The following is a 17389-nucleotide window of genomic DNA, read 5'->3' as shown; positions in this document are numbered from 1 at the left end:
GTCATGCTGCTGCGATTCACCAAAATGCACGGCCTGGGCAATGACTTCATGGTTCTTGACCTGGTCAGCCAGCACGCGCATATCCAGCCAAAGCACGCCAAACAGTGGGGCGACCGCCACACCGGCGTGGGCTTTGATCAGCTATTGCTGGTAGAGCCGCCGAGCAATCCCGACGTCGACTTCCGCTATCGGATTTTCAACTCCGACGGTTCTGAAGTTGAGCAATGCGGCAACGGCGCACGCTGCTTCGCCCGCTTTGTGCTGGACAAGCGCTTGACCATGAAACGCCAGATTCGCGTGGAAACCTCTGGCGGCATCATCGAGCTGGACGTGCGCCCCGACGGCCAAATCAGTGTGAACATGGGCGCGCCGATTCTTGAACCAGCGCGCATTCCGTTCCAGGCCGAGAGCCAGGCGCTGAATTATCAGGTCGATGTCGAGGGTACAGCGGTCACGCTGGCGGCGGTGTCCATGGGCAATCCGCACGCGGTGCTGCGCGTAGACAGCGTCGCCGAAGCGCCGGTGCACACCCTGGGCCCTAAGCTGGAACATCACCCGCGCTTTCCTCAGCGAGTGAACGTGGGCTTTCTTGAAATTACCGATCGCCAGCACGCCAAGCTGCGCGTTTGGGAACGCGGCGCCGGAGAAACCCAGGCCTGCGGGACCGGCGCTTGCGCCGCCGCTGTTGCCGCCATCAGCCAGGGCTGGATGGATTCGCCTCTGCAACTCGAACTGCCTGGCGGTCGCCTGTTTATTGAATGGGCCGGCGCCGGGCAACCCGTAATGATGACCGGACCCGCCGTCCGGGTTTATGAAGGGCAGGTTCGCCTATGACCGATAAGCAGCAAGACGAGAGCACCCCTCTGGACGCCGAAGCGGTGGCCGCATTTCTGCGCGCGCATCCGGAGTTTTTCGTCGACCACGACGAGTTGATTCCCGAGCTGCGTATTCCGCATCAGCGCGGCGAGTCGGTGTCGCTGGTCGAGCGCCAGGTCAAGCTGCTGCGTGAGCGCAACATCGAGATGCGCCACCGTCTTTCGCAACTGATGGACGTCGCCCGCGACAACGATCGATTATTCGATAAGACTCGCCGCCTGGTGCTCGACCTGCTCGACGCCGGCACGCTGGAAGAAGTCGTCAGCGCCGTTGAAGACAGCCTGCGCCACGAATTTCAGGTGCCCTTTGTCAGCCTCACCTTGTTCAGCGAAACGCCAACCGGCGTGGGCCGCTCGGTGAGTTTTGCCGAAGCGCATCAAGCCATCGGTGGCTTGTTGGCCGACGGCAAAACCATTTGCGGCGTGCTGCGCAGCCATGAGCTGGCGTTTTTGTTTGGTGAAGAAGAACGCGAGAGCGTCGGTTCTGCAGCCGTGGTAGCCCTCAGTCACCAGGGTTTGCATGGCGTACTCGCCATCGGCAGCCCCGATCCGCAGCATTACAAGAGCTCGCTCGGCACGTTGTTCCTTGGCTATATCGCCGAAGTGCTTGCCCGCGTTTTACCGCGCTTCGCCACGCCGCTTCGCTCGGTACGCTAAGCGTCCGGGCAGTTCGCCGTTAGCCAGGAGCGTCGCCTGATGCAAGCTGCCCTCGACGCCTACCTGAAACATCTGCGCAGCGAACGGCAGATGTCGCCCAACACCCTCGACGCCTATCAGCGCGACCTGCTCAAACTCATTGAGTTATGCGGCACTCAAGGGATCGACTCCTGGGCTGCGCTCGACGTGCGCAGGCTGCGCAGCTTCGTGGCGCGCTTGCATCAGCAAGGGTTGTCGGCACGCAGCCTGGCGCGTCTTCTCTCCGCCACGCGCGGCTTGTACAGCTACCTGATCGCCGAGGGCGTTTGCCAACACGATCCCGCAACCGGCATCGCGCCGCCCAAACGTGAACGTCGCCTGCCGCGCACGCTGGACGCCGACCGCACCTCCCAGTTGCTCGACGGCGCGGTGGAAGATGACTTCATCGGCCGGCGCGATCACGCCATGCTCGAGTTGTTTTACTCCTCGGGCCTGCGCCTTGCCGAACTGGCTGGCCTGAATGTGCAGCAGCTGGATTTACCTGGCGGCTTGGTCGAAGTAGTCGGCAAGGGCAGCAAAACGCGGGTGCTGCCACTGGGCCGCAAGGCGCGTGAAGCGTTGGAGAATTGGCTGCCGCAGCGCGCCTCGGCCAACCCAGCGGACGACGCGGTTTTTATCAGCGCCAAGGGCAAGCGCCTTGGCCCGCGCGCCATTCAATTGCGCGTCGGCCAAGCCGGCGTACGCGAGCTGGGGCAACACCTGCATCCGCATATGCTCCGGCATTCGTTTGCCAGTCACATGCTTGAGTCGTCACAAGACCTTCGCGCCGTGCAGGAGCTGCTCGGCCACGCCGACATCGCCACCACGCAGATTTATACCCATCTGGATTTCCAGCATTTGGCCACCGTTTACGACAGTGCCCATCCCCGCGCCAAACGTAAAAGCAGCGAACCATGAGTATCCAACTGATCACGTTCGACCTAGACGACACGCTATGGGACAACCTCCCTGTCATCACCGGCGCCGAGGCGGCGATGCGTGACTGGCTGAGTAAGAACGCGCCACTACTGGCTGCGCAGCCCGTTGAACATTTGTGGACCATCCGCAGCCAGGTGCTCGCCGCCGAGCCTGGGCTACGTTACCGCCTGAGCGAACTGCGGCGGCGCACGCTTTTTCAGGCACTCGAAGGCGTTGGTTACGACGCGGAGCGCGCGAAGGAAATGGCAGAGCTCGCATTCCACGCCATGCTCGACGCGCGCCATCGCATCACCTTTTTCGACGACACCGTGCCCACGCTGGAGCGCCTGACCGAGCGTTACATGCTCGGCGTGATCACCAACGGCAACGCCGATGTTCGCCGGCTTGGCTTGGCCGATTATTTTCGCTTCGCCCTGTGTGCCGAAGACCTCGGCGTCGGCAAACCGGACCCGCTGCCCTTTATCACCGCCCTGCAACACGCGCTGGCATTGCAGCTGCCGCCGGCGTGCATGTTGGCGATCATCCTGCCGACGATATCCAGGGCGCGCAGAACGCGGGCATGCGGGCGGTTTGGTTTAATCCGCAGGGGAAAGACTGGGAAGGTGACGGGCAGCCGGATGCGCAGATAAAAGCGTTGGCGGAGTTGCCTGGGGTATTGGCGCAGTGGGGTTGAGATCGGCGACAAGTCAGCGATCCGATCGCGGCTAAAGCCGCTCCTACAGGATTGCGGAATACGCGGTCTGCCTTTACTCGGTCGAGATCGAGCGAGCTAGAGCGAGGCAAGGCGAATTTTGATTTTGAAGCGCAGTGGGCTGTAGCCCATGAGCATTCAAAATCAAAATTCAACGCAGCATCGCCGACGCGCAGCCGATCGATAAGCCCAACAAAAAGCCCGCCAAAATGGCGGGCTTTTTTGTTGGGCTAAACACTAAATAGGGCGGCTGCCGTATTTGCTGTCCGGCTTCTTGGGCGGATCGGCAACCACATTAGGCTCGACCTCCTGCACCTTGCCACCACGGGACAAGAATTCCTGCATGGCGCGTTCCAGCGCATCGCGTTCCTTTTGCTTGGCTTCGATGCTAGGAAGCTCGTCGATGTCGACAGCCGCCTTGGCTTTCTTGCCAGCTTTTACGGGGGACATCGCTGTCACTGTCGGTGTCGTCAGCGTCATCCGCCACGCCATCGTCAGCAGCCGCCAGCTCTTCGCCGTCGTCTTCCGCACCGCCTTCCAGTTCGTCTTGTTCCAGATCTTCGTCGCTCATGTTTAACCTCATGACTTGCGAAAAGCAGGTTAGTTATAGCCCAGCAATACACGCTGTCGCGCATTGCCAGAAAAAATTCAAAGAGTCTCGCCCTGCAGGGTCGCAAGCACTCTTCTGGGGCCACCGTGATCACGGTGCTCACCCAGGTAAATCCCTTGCCAGGTGCCTAAGGCCAAACGACCCGCACGTATCGGCAGCGTCACCTGGCACCCCAACAAACTGGCCTTGAAGTGCGCGGGCAAATCGTCCGCGCCTTCGTCGTTGTGTTCGTAAACGTCCTGGTCGTTGATGTCGGCATACGCACTGCCAACTTGAGGGACCAGACGATTGAAGAACCGCTCAAAGTCGCGTCGCACAGCCGGGTCGGCATTCTCGTTAATGGTCAGTGAAGCCGAGGTGTGCAACAGCCACAGATGTAACAGACCCAAGCGGTAGCCAGCCAGTTCAGGCAATTTCGCCGTCACGTCATCGGTCACCAAATGGAAGCCTCGCGGGCGTGCCGCAAGGTGAATTCGCGTTGTTGCCACATAAGCATCTCCGCTCGTTCGGCGCGCATTCTAGCGTGCTCGTGGAAAAAGCAAAGGGCGCAGGCCAGAGCGTTTGAGTTTATTTAAGCGAACCATCTTTTCAAGCCCGCGGCGCTCGACAATGGTCGTAAATCACGCTAGCGCAAAACGCAAAATGCCCGGCAAAAGCCGGGCATTTTTTTTCTGCGGGTGTTGCCTGTAAAAAGCTTACAGGTTGTAGCCACGCTCGTTGTGTTGCGCCAAGTCGAGACCAACCGTCTCTTCTTCTTCGCTAACACGCAGGCCCATCACCAGGTCCAGCACTTTCAGGATCACAAACGTGACGACCGCAGTGTAGATCACGGTGAAGCCGACGCCTTTGATCTGAGTGATCACTTGCGCGCCGATGTCTTCAACGGTGCCGAAGCCGCCCAGTGCAGGTGCTGCGAATACGCCGGTGAGAATTGCGCCGACGATGCCGCCGATACCGTGAACACCAAAGGCATCCAAGGAATCGTCGTAGCCCAGTTTGCGTTTCAGGGTAGTGGCGCAGAAGAAGCAGATCACGCCAGCAGCCAGACCGATTACCAGAGCGCCCATTGGGCCTACGGTACCAGCAGCCGGAGTAATGCCCACCAGACCGGCGACTACACCCGAAGCGATGCCCAGGGCACTTGGCTTACCGTGGGTAATCCACTCGGCGAACATCCAGCCCAGCGCCGCAGCAGCGGTGGCAATCTGAGTAACCAGCATGGCCATGCCGGCGGTGCCGTTGGCGGCAACAGCGGAGCCGGCGTTGAAGCCGAACCAGCCGATCCACAGCATGGCAGCACCTACCAGGGTGTAGCCCAGGTTGTGCGGTGCCATTGGGGTGGTGGGGTAGCCTTTGCGCTTGCCCATCACGATGCAGGCAACCAGACCGGCGATACCGGCGTTGATGTGCACCACGGTGCCGCCAGCGAAGTCCAGTACGCCCCAGTCCCACATCAGACCGCCGTTACCGCTCCACACCATGTGGGCGATTGGCGCGTAAACCAGCGTGAACCACACGCCCATGAAGATCAGCATGGCGGAGAACTTCATGCGTTCTGCGAAAGCGCCGACGATCAGAGCAGGAGTAATGATGGCGAAGGTCATTTGGAAGGTGATGAACACAGCTTCCGGGACCGCGTAGGTCAGGCTGGCTGGCGTGACGCCGGCCAGGAAGGCTTTGGACAGCCCGCCTACAAACGAATTGAAGTTAACAACGCCCTGTTCCATGCCAGTGACATCGAACGTCATGCTGTAGCCGTAAACGACCCACAGAATGCTGATCAGGCCGGTGATGGCGAAGCACTGCATCATCACCGAAAGGATGTTCTTGGAGCGAACCATGCCGCCGTAGAACAGCGCGAGGCCCGGGATGGTCATAAACAGCACCAAGGCGGTAGCGGTCAGCATCCACGCCGTGTCGCCGGTATTCAACACAACCTCGTCCGCCATGGCCAAGCCTGGGGTAACGAGGGACAAAAGGGCTCCTAGCCCTGCGAGCTTACGCAGAGTCATATTGTTTTCTCCTGGGGCGTTGGGTTCGGCGGCTTTTTAGATTGCGTCGGTGCCGGTTTCGCCGGTACGGATGCGGATGGCCTGTTCCAGATTGACCACGAAGATCTTGCCGTCACCGATCTTGCCGGTGTTGGCCGCCTTGGTGATGGCTTCGATAACGCGGTCCAGCTGATCATCAGCAATGGCCACGTCGATCTTCACTTTGGGCAAGAAATCGACCACGTATTCGGCGCCGCGATACAACTCGGTATGGCCTTTCTGACGACCGAAGCCTTTGACTTCAGTGACAGTAATGCCCTGCACGCCGATCTCCGATAGCGACTCGCGCACATCGTCCAGCTTGAACGGTTTGATGATGGCAGTTACTAACTTCATGAAACTCTCTCCCGTATTGGTGGACTTGCCCCAGGAAAAACGAACCCGGTTCAAGTCTAAGCGCAGTGTCTGGCTTTGTAACGCATCGAACGTCCTCAGGGAGGGCTCTCGACACAACCAATCGCTCCTGACGAAACGACTCCCCCCGCTTCGCCTTACGCAGCCGAACTGCATCGGTGCATGCGTCATAGCCCACTAAGCAGAAAGCTTGCCAGCTCAGGGAAAAGCTTGGAATTCAGCGAGTTATGGGGTCAAAGCTGCGCCGTGACCAAAGCGCCCGGGCGAGTCACGCTCAACAACGGTGCAAGCCTCACTTCGGCTACGCGCCAAAACCGTGCAAAACCCCTCGGCCTGGCGTCCTAATGCTGCGTGTTACACTGCCGGCCGACCAATTTGGAACCTTCTTATGCTGCCGCCTAAAGCCCTACTTGACGCCCTAAGCACCCACGCCTCGCGCTTGTTCAATGGCGAAACCCCCTTGCCGCGCAGCGAGTTCGAAAGCCAATTTAAAGTGCTGCTGCAAAGTGGCTTCAGCAAGCTCGACTTGGTTAGCCGCGAAGAGTTTGACAGTCAGATGGCCGTGCTTGCCCGCACCCGTGCGCGCCTTGAAGCGCTTGAGGCGAAGGTCGCTGAGTTGGAAGAAAAAGTTAACGCCGCCCAGCGAGTAATCCACTCGGACTGAGCGGCATGTGATCAAGGAGTGATCCATGTCTTTGGCTATCGTCCATAGCCGCGCCCAAGTCGGCGTCCAAGCACCCTCTGTAATCGTCGAAGCGCACTTGGCCAATGGCCTGCCCTCGTTGACCCTGGTGGGCTTGCCTGAAACCGCCGTCAAAGAAAGCAAGGACCGCGTGCGTAGCGCGATTCTGAATTGCGCCTTCGAATTTCCCCAACGTCGTATCACCTTAAACCTCGCTCCAGCCGATTTACCTAAAGACGGCGGCCGCTTCGATTTGGCCATCGCGCTTGGAATACTCGCCGCCAGCGGCCAGGTTCCATTGGCCGCGCTGGAACATATCGAATGCCTCGGGGAGCTGGCGCTCTCAGGCGCCTTACGCCCAGTACAGGGCGTATTGCCGGCAGCGCTTGCCGTGCGTGCCGCGGGGCGCACCTTGGTAGTGCCGCGCTGCAACGCCGAAGAAGCCAGTTTGGCGTCAGGCCTGACAGTGCTGGCTGCCGATCACCTGCTGGAGCTGGCCGCCCACTTCAATGGGCTCGCCCCCATCGCGCCTTATCAGGCAAAGGGACTATTGCGCCAATGCGCGCCCTACCCGGATCTTTGCGAAGTGCAAGGCCAGATCGCCGCAAAACGGGCGCTGCTGGTGGCTGCTGCGGGGTCTCACAATCTGCTGCTAAGCGGTCCGCCGGGCACTGGCAAGACGCTACTCGCCAGCAGACTCCCAGGGCTGCTACCCCCGCTGAATGAGCAGGAAGCGCTCGAAGTGGCGGCCATTCAATCGGTCGCCAGCCACACGCCGATGAGCGCCTGGCCGCAACGGCCGTTTCGCCATCCCCACCACACAGCGTCGGGGCCGGCATTGGTCGGCGGAGGCAGTCGCCCCCAGCCCGGCGAAATCACTCTGGCGCACCATGGCGTACTGTTTCTGGATGAGCTTCCTGAATTTGATCGACGCGTACTCGAAGAAGCTGCGCGAGCCTCTAGAAAGCGGCCATATCGTCATCGCCCGAGCCAAAGACAAAGTGCACTTCCCGGCGCGCTTTCAATTGGTAGCCGCCATGAATCCCTGCCCGTGCGGCTACCTTGGCGACCCAAGCGGGCGCTGCCGGTGCAGTACGGAGCAACTGCAACGCTACCGAGGAAAACTGTCCGGACCGCTGCTGGATCGTATCGACCTGCATGTAAAGGTGGCTCGTGAAACCACGGTGTTGCACGCCACGACCTCGTCCAATACTTCAACCGCCACGGCCGCCGCTCAGGTGGCGCGCGCCCAGAACCCTCCAGACAGAGCGGCAAGGCATTGCCAACGCGTTTCTCGACCTGCCTGGCTTGCGCGAACATTGTGGGTTGCTGCAAAGCGATCAGGCCTGGCTCGAAACTGCATGCGAGCGCCTCGGCTTGTCGTTGCGCGCGGCTCATCGGATTTTAAAAGTGGCTCGCACGCTGGCTGACCTGCAAAACGCTTCAGCCATCGCCCGCGAACACCTCGCTGAAGCCCTGCAATACAGAGGCGCTCCTCAGGAATAAGCGAACTTCGAGGATTTATCCCTGCCGCACTTCAGCCGCAGCCGGTCGCACGCCCAGCAATAGTGTATGGATATACAGCATCCGAACGCCCACAGTGAGGCTCAGGGTCCGTCGCGTGCAATCCCGCACCCCGGCTGGCCAATGCCTCTAGAGCAGGAGTCTGCCCATGACTATTCAACAAGTAATGCTTCCTCAATTCACCGAGCGGCAGCTCAAAATCTCTGCGGATTACGTGGCGCCCGGTAAGCGCGAGAGCATCTATGCGCTACCCAAGCAAATACCCTGGATTCAACTTAAAGGCCTCTGGTTGCAGCAGGCAGGTTTCGAGGCGAACAGCATGATCCGCGTGCGCATCATTCAAGGTTGTCTGGTAATAACCGCCGCATAAAAAAATCCCCGGACAATGCCGGGGATTTTTCATGCGTTGCGTTACTGGAATCGCCCGACCTCTGCGCGCAATCCGGCGGCCAACTGATCCAGCTCTCTGGCAGTTTCAGCGAGGTTGGTGATCACTTCGTGCTGCTCGCTGTTGGCCAATGCAATGCTTTGCAGATTGCTGCTCAGCATGGTGGCGGTGCTGCTCTGCTCGCTGGTAGCCGTGGTGATGGCGGCGAACTGCTCACCGGCTGCTTGGCTTTGCTCGGCAATCTGCGTAAGGGCCTGAGCGACTTTGGCGTTGCGCTGCAAGCCGTCGAGCATCTGCACTTTGCCTTGCTCCATGGTGGCGATAGCGCTGCTGGTTTCGCCCTGAATGCTCTGGATCATGGCGGAGATTTCGTTGGTCGCGTCACGGGTGCGACCCGCTAGGCTGCGCACTTCATCCGCGACCACAGCAAAGCCGCGGCCCTGCTCGCCAGCCCGCGCCGCTTCGATCGCGGCGTTGAGTGCGAGCAGGTTGGTTTGGTCGGCAATGGAAGTAATCACACTGACAATGCCGCCAATTTCCTGCGAGCGCTGACCGAGGGTGTTGATGACGTCGGCGGTGCCATTCAGGGAACTGGAAATCTGCTCCAGCGCGCTAGACGCTTCCTCCATGGAAGTGCGGCCAATGCGCGTTTGCTGCGAGTTTTCGTTAGCCAGGCGTTCGGTGTGACGCATGTTGTCGGCGATGTTGAGCGAGGTGGCGCTGAACTCTTCGACCGCGCCGGCCATGCTGCTGATTTCGCCGGACTGTTGCTCGATGCCTTCATAAGCGCCGGACGACAACCCAGCCAACGCTTGCGCCCGGCTGCTGACGTTTTTCAGCTGCGCCGCGAATACGCGCGACCATGGTCGACAGGGCTTCGCCCATCTGGTTGAAGTTACGAGCGAGTTCGCCAATTTCATCGTGACTGGTGATATTCAGGCGCACGCTGAGGTCACCGTTGCCGAGGGCTTGCGCCTGCTCAACCAAGTCGCCCAAAGGACGCAGCTTGCGGCGCAGCAACCAGATCACAGCGCCAACGGCCAACAGCAACGTAATCAGGCTGCCGATAGCCAGTTGGCTGCCGACGTGCCAGGTCACCGCTTCGATTTCGGCCTTGGGCATGCTGGCCAATACCGTCCACGGCCCGCCAGTAAAAGGCATGGCAACGCTGTAGAACGACTGCTCACCGTCGTCCCAAAACTCGCCTTCGCCAGGCTTGGTTGCCAGCGACGCAATCGTCTCGATGGCTTTCTCGGGCTGCTGAGCACCCGCTGGCGGCACCAGCCAATGTTTCTGCTCATCCAGCAACGCCAACGAACCGGTAGCGCCAATGCGGAAACGCTTGAGGTTTTCGAACTGCGCGTTTTGCGCGGCGGTGTAATCGAAGCCTACGAACAACACAGCAATCACGCGGCCCGACGGATCAGCCACAGGCGTGTACTGCGTCATGTAGAAGCGGTCGAACAACAGGGCGCGGCCCACATAGTTTTGCCCGCCGAGCAAACGTTGGTATGCGGGGTGTGCGTGATCGAGCGCGGTGCCGATTGCGCGGCTACCGTCCTGCTTGGTCAGGGAAGTGGTGACCCGAATGAACTCGTCGCCGTCGCGCACAAATACGGTCGCCACGCCGGCGGTGAGGTTGCGGAACTCGTCCACCTCGTTGAATTCGTTGTTCAGGCGCACATCGCCCAGATAAAGCGCAGGCGTCTGCAGCGCACCGACAGCTACACGCTCATCGGCGTGCACGTTCAGCCCCTCACGAAAACGCTGCTCGAACAGCCCGGCCAAACGCTGGGTACTTTCTCGAAGGCTGTCATGGAAGGTGCTTAATTGGTCGGCCAGCAAACGCGCTTCGCTGCCAAGGTGTTCTTCGCGGGTTGCCAGCGTCGCGTTACTCAATGAGCGCAGGGCAAACAAGGTGCTCAGACCAATCAACAACACCAGAATCACGGCCAAAGCAGACGCGAGCTGCCAGGCAATGCGAGAGCGGGGCTGGGACATGTACATCTCCGTGGGGTAATACGGCTGTGGAACCGCTTCCTTATAAAAGCAGAAAAAAGGCCGCCCGCTTGTGGAAGGCAGCCTGCTTACATAGGTGTTCGGCGGGGCGCGAAGAATACTTGAGTGAAATCGTGCGTCAAATAAAAAGCGGCATTTAGCCAGCACTCCGTCGCATATTTACCGAACAAAGATTACAGAAGATGTACGACGTCAGGTAACTGCATGGCGTGCACCTCATTTAATAGGTAATCGCGCAGTCGTTGATAGCGCGCCTGGCCGCGCCGGGCCTTAGGCCACACCAGGAAATAACTGTCGCCGCTGGCCACTGCGCTGGGCCATGGCAACGCTAGCCGGCCATGGGCGACGTCTTCAGCCACCATCACCAGATCGCCAATCGAAACGCCGTAGCCCCGCGCCGCGGCGACCATGCCCAGCTCCAATGTGTCGAATACTTGCCCGCCCTTGAGCGGAATCTGCTCGGCCAACCCCATCGCTTCCAGCCAACGCCGCCAGTCGCGACGGTCGGGAGTGGGATGAAGCAGTTGCGCCTGCTGCAATCGCGGCACATCCCAAGGCGCCTGGCCCACCGCTTCCGGTGCGCAAACAGGAATAAGCCACTCAGCAAATAGCGGCACGCTTTCCCTAATCCTCGGGAAATTCGCCCTTACCCAGCAATACCGCGCAATCGAAGGGCTCTTGCTGAAAATCCACCCGATCGACATCCATCCAAGCGCTGGTCAGCTGCACTTCCAAGCCGTCGCCGAGTATTCGAAAACGCGACAACCGCGCCAGTAACCATCGCATCGTCAACGTTGAAGGGGCCTTGAGTCGCAGCGTCGTTTCGTCGGTCCGCAACGTGGCGCATGCCCGCTCAAACGCAGCGAAACCGTCGCGTATGCCAGGCAGTAACAGGCGAGCCGCTTCCGTGAGCTGTAACGTCCGCCCGGCACGCTGAAAAAGACGGCAGCCAAAATGTTCTTCCAGCGTACGGATGTGCCGGCTCACGGCGCTTTGAGTGATGGCCAATTCTTGCGCCGCTTGTGTGAACGAGCTGTAACGGGCGGCCGCCTCAAAGGCGCGCAAGGCATACAAACCGGGAAGACGCTGAGTCATCGCGCAACTCCTTATCGACAAGGCATGAGTTTAAGTCATGCCTGGCATCGTTTTTATCCTTTTGTGGCGTCAAGTTTTCTCTCGCAAGATAGCGGCTCTTCATAACGCCAGCGTAAAGCGGGCGCCTTTTTCAGTTTGAGTCAGACTCATCATGCCCAATGCCACCCAAGCCGAATTAAAAGCCATCCTGCGCTTGGCCGGCCCTTGATCGCCGCGCAACTGGCGCACGTGATGATGGTGTTCACCGACACCGTGATGATGGGCCTGCTCGGCCCTGCGGAACTGGCAGGCGGCGGGCTTGGCGCGGCGAGCTATTCGTTCGTTTCAATCTTCTGCGTTGGCGTTATTGCCGCCGTGGGCAATCTGGTCGCGATTCGCCACGGCAGCAACGACGCAAGCGGCGTGGTGCACATCAGCCAGAACGGCTTGTGGCTCGGCTGGGCCATGGCAATAGCGGCGGGTGTGCTGCTGTGGAACCTGAGTCCGATTCTGTTGATGTTTGGTCAGTCGCCCGAGAGCGTGCACGGCGCCGAGCAGTTTCTTTCGACATTGGCGTTCGCACTGCCCGGTTACATGACCTTTATGGCGCTGCGCGGATTTACCAGCGCCTTGGGCCGAGCAGGTCCGGTGATGGCGATCAGCATTGGCGGCGCGCTGGCAAATCTGGGCCTGAACTACGCGCTGATTCACGGCCTGTTTGGCCTGCCGCATTTGGGTCTGGCGGGAATCGGGTTGGTAACTGCCATCGTCAGCACCGTTATGGCGCTACTGCTGGCACTGCATGTGATGCGCCATCGGGCTTATCGGTTGTATCCGGTGTTTGTCGGACTGCTGCGCCCGGATCGGGCGGCGATGAAAGAGCTGCTGCGCCTGGGCCTGCCGATTGGCGGCACCTACGCGGTGGAGTCCGGATTGTTTGCCTTCGCCGCGTTGTGCATGGGCGCACTGGGCAGTACGCAACTGGCGGCGCACCAAATTGCGCTGCAGTCGGTGTACGTGGCGTTTATGGTGCCGGTGGGCATTTCCTACGCGGTGACCTTCCGAATTGGGCAACACTTCGGCGCAGGTCGGCTGGCCGATGCACGTCGGGCCGGCCGCCTGGGCATCGCCATTGGCGGTTGTTGCATGCTCGGTTTCGCGCTGCTGTTCTGGCTGGCGCCCTACGCGGTTGTTGATCTGTTTCTGGATGCCAGCGATCCCGAATTCGCCAGCATCGTCGCCCTGGCGGTGAGTTTGTTGGCCATCGCCGCCTGGTTCGAGTTATTCGATGGCGTTCAAACCATCGCCATGGGCGCGATACGCGGTTTGAAAGACGCCAAAACCACGTTTTTTGTTGGGCTGGTTTGTTATTGGGCTGTCGGTGCGCCAGCCGCCTGGTTGCTGGCATTTCACTTCGGCTGGGGCGCGCAAGGCGTGTGGTGGGGTTTAGCCGCCGGCTTGGCCTGCGCGGCGCTGGGTCTGACGCTGGGGTTTGAATGGAAAACCGCGCGACTGCTGGCACTCAGCCCGACAGTGGCCCCGACAGCATCGCCTGACGACTGCCAAACACCAGAAAGCGCGCCAGGTCGGCCAGGGGCAGAGGCTTGCTGACCAAGTAACCCTGCACCTGATCGCAGCCAAACTGACGCAGCAGCGCCAGCTGCTCGGCGTTTTCCACGCCTTCGGCCACCACGGCCAGTTCCAGGTTATGCGCCAGGTTGATCATTGCCCGGACTAACTGACGATTCTCGGGGCGGTTATCCATGCCGCCGACAAAGCTCTTGTCGATCTTCAACATGGTGATCGGCAGGTTGTTCAGGTGCACGAACGATGAAAAACCGGTGCCGAAATCGTCGAGGGAAAAACGCACGCCGAGCTTGCCCAGCGCCTTCATGGTTTGTTGTACGTGATCACTGCGGCGCATCACGGCGGTTTCGGTCAATTCGAATTCCAGCCACTGCGCGTCAACGCCGCGCTCCTCGATCAGGCGCGCCAGGGTGCTCAGCAACTGACTGTCTTGGAACTGGCGAAACGACAGGTTCACCGCCATATGCAGCGCCGGCAAACCGCGCCCGCGCAGCCACTGCATATCGCGCAACGCGCGCGAAATAACCCAGTAACCCAGCGGCACAATCAGCCCGCTCTCTTCGGCCAATGGTACGAACTCGTTAGGCGCCAGCAACCCGCGCTCGGCGTGGCGCCAGCGCACCAGCGCTTCAAGGCCCAGAATATGCCCGGTTTTCAGGCACAGGCGCGGCTGGTAATGCAGCTCCAGTTCATCGCGGCGCAAGGCGCGGCGCAGTTCGCTTTCCAGGTCGGCAAGACTGCGGGCATTGCGATTGATGCGCTCGTCAAAAACGTGAAAGGTGCAGCCCTGCTGGCTCTTGGCCTGCTGCATGGCGATATGGGCATGCCACATCAGCGGATCGGCGCCGGCGTCGGCACGGGCGTGCGCCACACCTAGGCTGCAGCCGATCAGCAGGCTTTCGCCATCGACCCAGTAGGGCTCGGACAGCGCTTCGGTAATGCGTTCGGCCATGCGCTCGGCGCGCTTGGGGTCGCGGCGGATATCCAACAGCAAGGCGAATTCATCACTGCCTAAACGGGCCAGATGATCATCCACGGATAGCTGCGCTTTGAGCCGCGCCACTACCTGCAAAATCAGGCGGTCCCCGGCCTGGTGACCGAGCGCATCGTTGGCGTGGCGGAAGTTGTCGAGATCCAGATGCCCGAGCGCCAGCCCACGGCCTTTGAATTCAGCCAATTGCGCGGTGAGCAGGGTTTGAAAGCCTTGGCGGTTGGCGATGCCAGTGAGCGGATCCTGCTCGGCCAGGCGCTGAAGCGTGTCTTTAAGCACGCCGTGCTCGCGCACATAACGCAGGCAGCGGCGCAGGGTATCGGCGCTCAACGTCTCGCGCACCAGCCAATCGCTGATGCCAACCGGCGGCTCGGCCGGCTCGTGTTCGAGCAACAGAACGGTGGGCAACGGGCAACTGCCGGGAGCAGGCTGAAGGCCCGGTGTGGTTAACAGAAGGCCGTGGACGTGATCGTCAAACAGGCCACTGGCGGCCGCCCAGGAAGGTGCGGTAATCAGCGCCGACGGGTTGCCCATCGCCGCCAAATGCTCGCGCAACAGCGCCGCCCATTCTGGCGTTTCGGCCAGCAGGACAATACGCAAGATTTCAACATGCGCGGACAAACGACTTCCCCCAAAACAATCCACATGGCGGTTCTACCGCCCTTTCGCGCCGTTATCGGCGTCTCTTGCGCACATCCTGTGCGATGTATTCCCCATCAGCCCCCGCTGATGAGGCACTAGCGTACTGCATTGTCTGAAATAACCAAGACCATCACGCGGCCAGTATGGCGTGCGTCACAGTATCCAGACGGTTAAGGCATTGTGCATCAGGCCTGCTAAAATGCGCGCCCACTTTCCTGCGATACAACGACATGTCCCGACTCAATCCCCGGCAGCAAGAAGCCGTGAACTACGTCGGCGGCCCACTATTGGTGCTCGCTGGCGCCGGTTCTGGCAAGACCAGCGTAATCACCCGCAAAATTGCGCACCTGGTTCAACAGTGCGGCATCCGCGCGCAACACATCGTGGCGATGACCTTTACCAACAAGGCCGCGCGCGAAATGAAAGAGCGCGTTGGCACCTTGCTCAAAGGCGTGGAAGGACGCGGCCTGACCGTTTGCACCTTCCACAACCTGGGCATGAACATCATCCGCAAGGAATATGCCCGCCTGGGCTACAAACCCGGCTTCTCGATTTTCGATGACGGCGACATCAAGGCGCTGCTCAGCGACATCATGCAAAAAGAGTACTCGGGCGACGACGGCATCGATGAGATCAAAGGCTACATCGGCTCGTGGAAAAACGACCTGATCTTGCCGCCCGAAGCGCTGGAAAACGCGCGCAACCCCAAAGAACAAACCGCGGCCATCGTCTACATGCACTACCAGCGCACGCTCAAGGCGTACAACGCGGTGGACTTCGACGACCTGATCTTGCTGCCGGTAAAACTCTTCCAAGACCACGCCGACATTCTGGAAAAGTGGCAGAACAAGGTCCGCTATCTGCTGGTGGACGAATACCAGGACACCAACGCCAGCCAATACCTGCTGGTGAAAATGCTGGTGGGCATGCGTAATCAGTTCACCGTGGTGGGTGATGACGACCAGTCGATTTATGCCTGGCGCGGCGCACGACCGGAAAACCTCATGCTGCTGAAAGAGGACTTTCCCTCGCTCAAAGTCGTGATGCTTGAGCAGAACTACCGCTCCACCAGCCGCATCCTCAAATGCGCCAACACGCTGATCGCCAACAACCCGCACGCCTTCGAAAAACAGCTGTGGAGCGAGATGGGCCATGGCGATGAAATCCGCGTGATTCGTTGCAAAAACGAAGACGCCGAATGCGAACGCGTGGCCATGGAAATTCTCAGCCTGCACCTGCGCACCGACCGGCCGTACAGCGATTTCGCAATTTTGTATCGCGGCAACTACCAGGCAAAACTGATGGAGCTGAAACTTCAGCACCACCAGATTCCCTATCGTTTATCGGGCGGCACCAGTTTTTTCGCGCGGCAGGAAGTGAAGGATTTGATGGCCTACTTCCGGCTGTTGGTGAACCCCGATGACGACAACGCCTTCTTGCGTGTGATCAACGTGCCGCGTCGCGAAATCGGTTCCACCACCCTGGAAAAGCTCGGCAACTACGCCACCGAGCGCAAGATTTCCATGTACAACGCCGCCGACGAAATGGGCCTGGGCGAGCACCTGGACAGCCGTTACAGCGAACGCCTGCAACGGTTCAAACACTGGATGGACAAGATTCGCCAGCAGTGCGCCGAGAACGAGCCGATCGCCGTGTTGCGCAGCATGGTCATGGACATCGATTACGAAAACTGGCTGCGCCAGAACGCCTCCAGCGACAAAGTGGCCGAGGCGCGGATGGGCAACGTCTGGTTCCTAATCGATGCGCTGAAGAACACCCTTGAGCGCGACGAAGACGGCGACATGACCATTGAAGACGCCATCGGCAAGCTGGTGTTGCGCGACATGCTGGAACGTCAGCAAGAAGAGGAAGAAGGCGCCGAAGGCGTGCAAATGCTGACGTTGCACGCATCCAAAGGCCTGGAATTTCCGTACGTGTTCATCATTGGTATGGAAGAAGAAATTCTGCCCCACCGCTCCAGCATCGAAGCCGACACCATCGAGGAAGAACGCCGCCTGGCGTACGTGGGCATCACCCGCGCGCGGCAGACGTTGGCGTTCACCTTCGCGGCCAAACGCAAACAATACGGCGAGATCATCGACTGCTCGCCAAGTCGTTTCCTCGACGAATTGCCGCCCGAAGATTTGTCGTGGGAAGGCTTGGAAGACACGCCTGTGGAAGTCAAAGCGGTACGCGGCAACGCGGCTCTGGCTGACATCCGCGCCATGATGAAAAATAATCGGGCGCTGCCGAGTGCCCCTGCCTTTACTAACCTGCACTGTTAACA

Annotated in this window: 10 protein-coding genes and 7 pseudogenes; 9 read left to right on the top strand and 8 right to left on the bottom strand. The window is 60.0% G+C overall.

From position 1 onward, the window contains the following. The first annotated feature begins 3 nt into the window (after positions 1 to 3). From dapF to ACZZZP_RS00460, 4 genes and pseudogenes are all read left to right on the top strand, one after another. A complete protein-coding gene (dapF, locus tag ACZZZP_RS00475; protein ID WP_463384513.1) occupies positions 4 to 834 on the top strand; it encodes a diaminopimelate epimerase in 831 nt (276 codons plus the stop codon). Further along, positions 831 to 1532: a DUF484 family protein gene (locus ACZZZP_RS00470; protein ID WP_122497520.1), complete on the top strand. Its 702-nt coding sequence runs from the start codon at positions 831 to 833 to the stop codon at positions 1530 to 1532. The genes dapF and ACZZZP_RS00470 overlap by 4 nt, the downstream gene beginning before the upstream one ends. 39 nt (positions 1533 to 1571) lie before the next feature. Then, the gene (gene xerC / locus ACZZZP_RS00465) at positions 1572 to 2468 is read left to right on the top strand and encodes a tyrosine recombinase XerC (protein ID WP_122497522.1); all 897 of its coding nucleotides are present in this window, start codon (positions 1572 to 1574) and stop codon (positions 2466 to 2468) included. Then, positions 2465 to 3162, top strand: a pseudogene (locus ACZZZP_RS00460) (HAD family hydrolase). The gene xerC and the pseudogene ACZZZP_RS00460 overlap by 4 nt, the downstream one beginning before the upstream one ends. A 255-nt stretch (positions 3163 to 3417) precedes the next feature. On the opposite strand, the pseudogene sutA reads toward ACZZZP_RS00460, so the two are convergent. The 4 genes and pseudogenes from sutA to glnK all read right to left on the bottom strand — a co-directional run bounded on the left by sutA (position 3418) and on the right by glnK (position 6177). Next, a pseudogene (gene sutA / locus ACZZZP_RS00455) lies at positions 3418 to 3751 on the bottom strand (transcriptional regulator SutA). A gap of 77 nt (positions 3752 to 3828) precedes the next feature. Continuing rightward, positions 3829 to 4280: pseudogene (locus tag ACZZZP_RS00450) on the bottom strand (secondary thiamine-phosphate synthase enzyme YjbQ). A 205-nt stretch (positions 4281 to 4485) separates the two neighbouring features. After that, positions 4486 to 5802, bottom strand: a complete 1317-nt coding sequence (locus ACZZZP_RS00445) for an ammonium transporter (protein ID WP_122497528.1) — start codon at positions 5800 to 5802, stop codon at positions 4486 to 4488. Between the two features lie 36 nt (positions 5803 to 5838). Continuing rightward, positions 5839 to 6177, bottom strand: a complete 339-nt coding sequence (glnK, locus tag ACZZZP_RS00440; protein ID WP_003457590.1) for a P-II family nitrogen regulator — start codon at positions 6175 to 6177, stop codon at positions 5839 to 5841. Positions 6178 to 6583: 406 nt separating this feature from the next. On the opposite strand from glnK, the pseudogene ACZZZP_RS00435 reads away from it, so the two are divergent. From ACZZZP_RS00435 to ACZZZP_RS00425, 3 genes and pseudogenes are all read left to right on the top strand, one after another. Further along, a pseudogene (locus tag ACZZZP_RS00435) lies at positions 6584 to 6845 on the top strand (accessory factor UbiK family protein). Positions 6846 to 6884: 39 nt separating this feature from the next. Then, positions 6885 to 8383, top strand: a pseudogene (locus ACZZZP_RS00430) (YifB family Mg chelatase-like AAA ATPase). A 166-nt stretch (positions 8384 to 8549) separates the two neighbouring features. Continuing rightward, positions 8550 to 8771: a SymE family type I addiction module toxin gene (locus ACZZZP_RS00425; RefSeq protein WP_122497534.1), complete on the top strand. Its 222-nt coding sequence runs from the start codon at positions 8550 to 8552 to the stop codon at positions 8769 to 8771. A gap of 41 nt (positions 8772 to 8812) precedes the next feature. On the opposite strand, the gene ACZZZP_RS00420 is transcribed toward ACZZZP_RS00425, so the two are convergent. The 3 genes and pseudogenes from ACZZZP_RS00420 to ACZZZP_RS00410 form a co-directional block, all read right to left on the bottom strand. Then, positions 8813 to 9418 (bottom strand): methyl-accepting chemotaxis protein, encoded by a 606-nt coding sequence (locus tag ACZZZP_RS00420; protein ID WP_463536922.1) that lies wholly within the window; start codon positions 9416 to 9418, stop codon positions 8813 to 8815. Between the two features lie 151 nt (positions 9419 to 9569). After that, entirely contained in the window at positions 9570 to 10790 is a 1221-nt protein-coding gene (locus ACZZZP_RS00415; RefSeq protein ID WP_463536183.1) for a Cache 3/Cache 2 fusion domain-containing protein, read from the bottom strand. A gap of 191 nt (positions 10791 to 10981) precedes the next feature. Beyond that, a pseudogene (locus ACZZZP_RS00410) lies at positions 10982 to 11903 on the bottom strand (LysR substrate-binding domain-containing protein). A 151-nt stretch (positions 11904 to 12054) separates the two neighbouring features. Here ACZZZP_RS00410 and ACZZZP_RS00405 point away from each other — a divergent pair. Beyond that, positions 12055 to 13493, top strand: a pseudogene (locus ACZZZP_RS00405) (NorM family multidrug efflux MATE transporter). Here ACZZZP_RS00405 and ACZZZP_RS00400 read toward each other — a convergent pair. Next, complete coding sequence (locus ACZZZP_RS00400) at positions 13405 to 15081, bottom strand: putative bifunctional diguanylate cyclase/phosphodiesterase (protein WP_463384507.1); 1677 nt, start codon at positions 15079 to 15081, stop codon at positions 13405 to 13407. The pseudogene ACZZZP_RS00405 and the gene ACZZZP_RS00400 sit on opposite strands and share 89 nt — an antisense overlap. A gap of 251 nt (positions 15082 to 15332) precedes the next feature. On the opposite strand from ACZZZP_RS00400, the gene rep reads away from it, so the two are divergent. Beyond that, positions 15333 to 17387 (top strand): DNA helicase Rep, encoded by a 2055-nt coding sequence (gene rep / locus ACZZZP_RS00395; protein ID WP_463536182.1) that lies wholly within the window; start codon positions 15333 to 15335, stop codon positions 17385 to 17387. The last annotated feature ends 2 nt before the right edge of the window (positions 17388 to 17389 follow it).

This window comes from Pseudomonas sp. AC211 (assembly GCF_979258055.1).
This window is presented reverse-complemented; position numbering and strand designations above follow the sequence as displayed.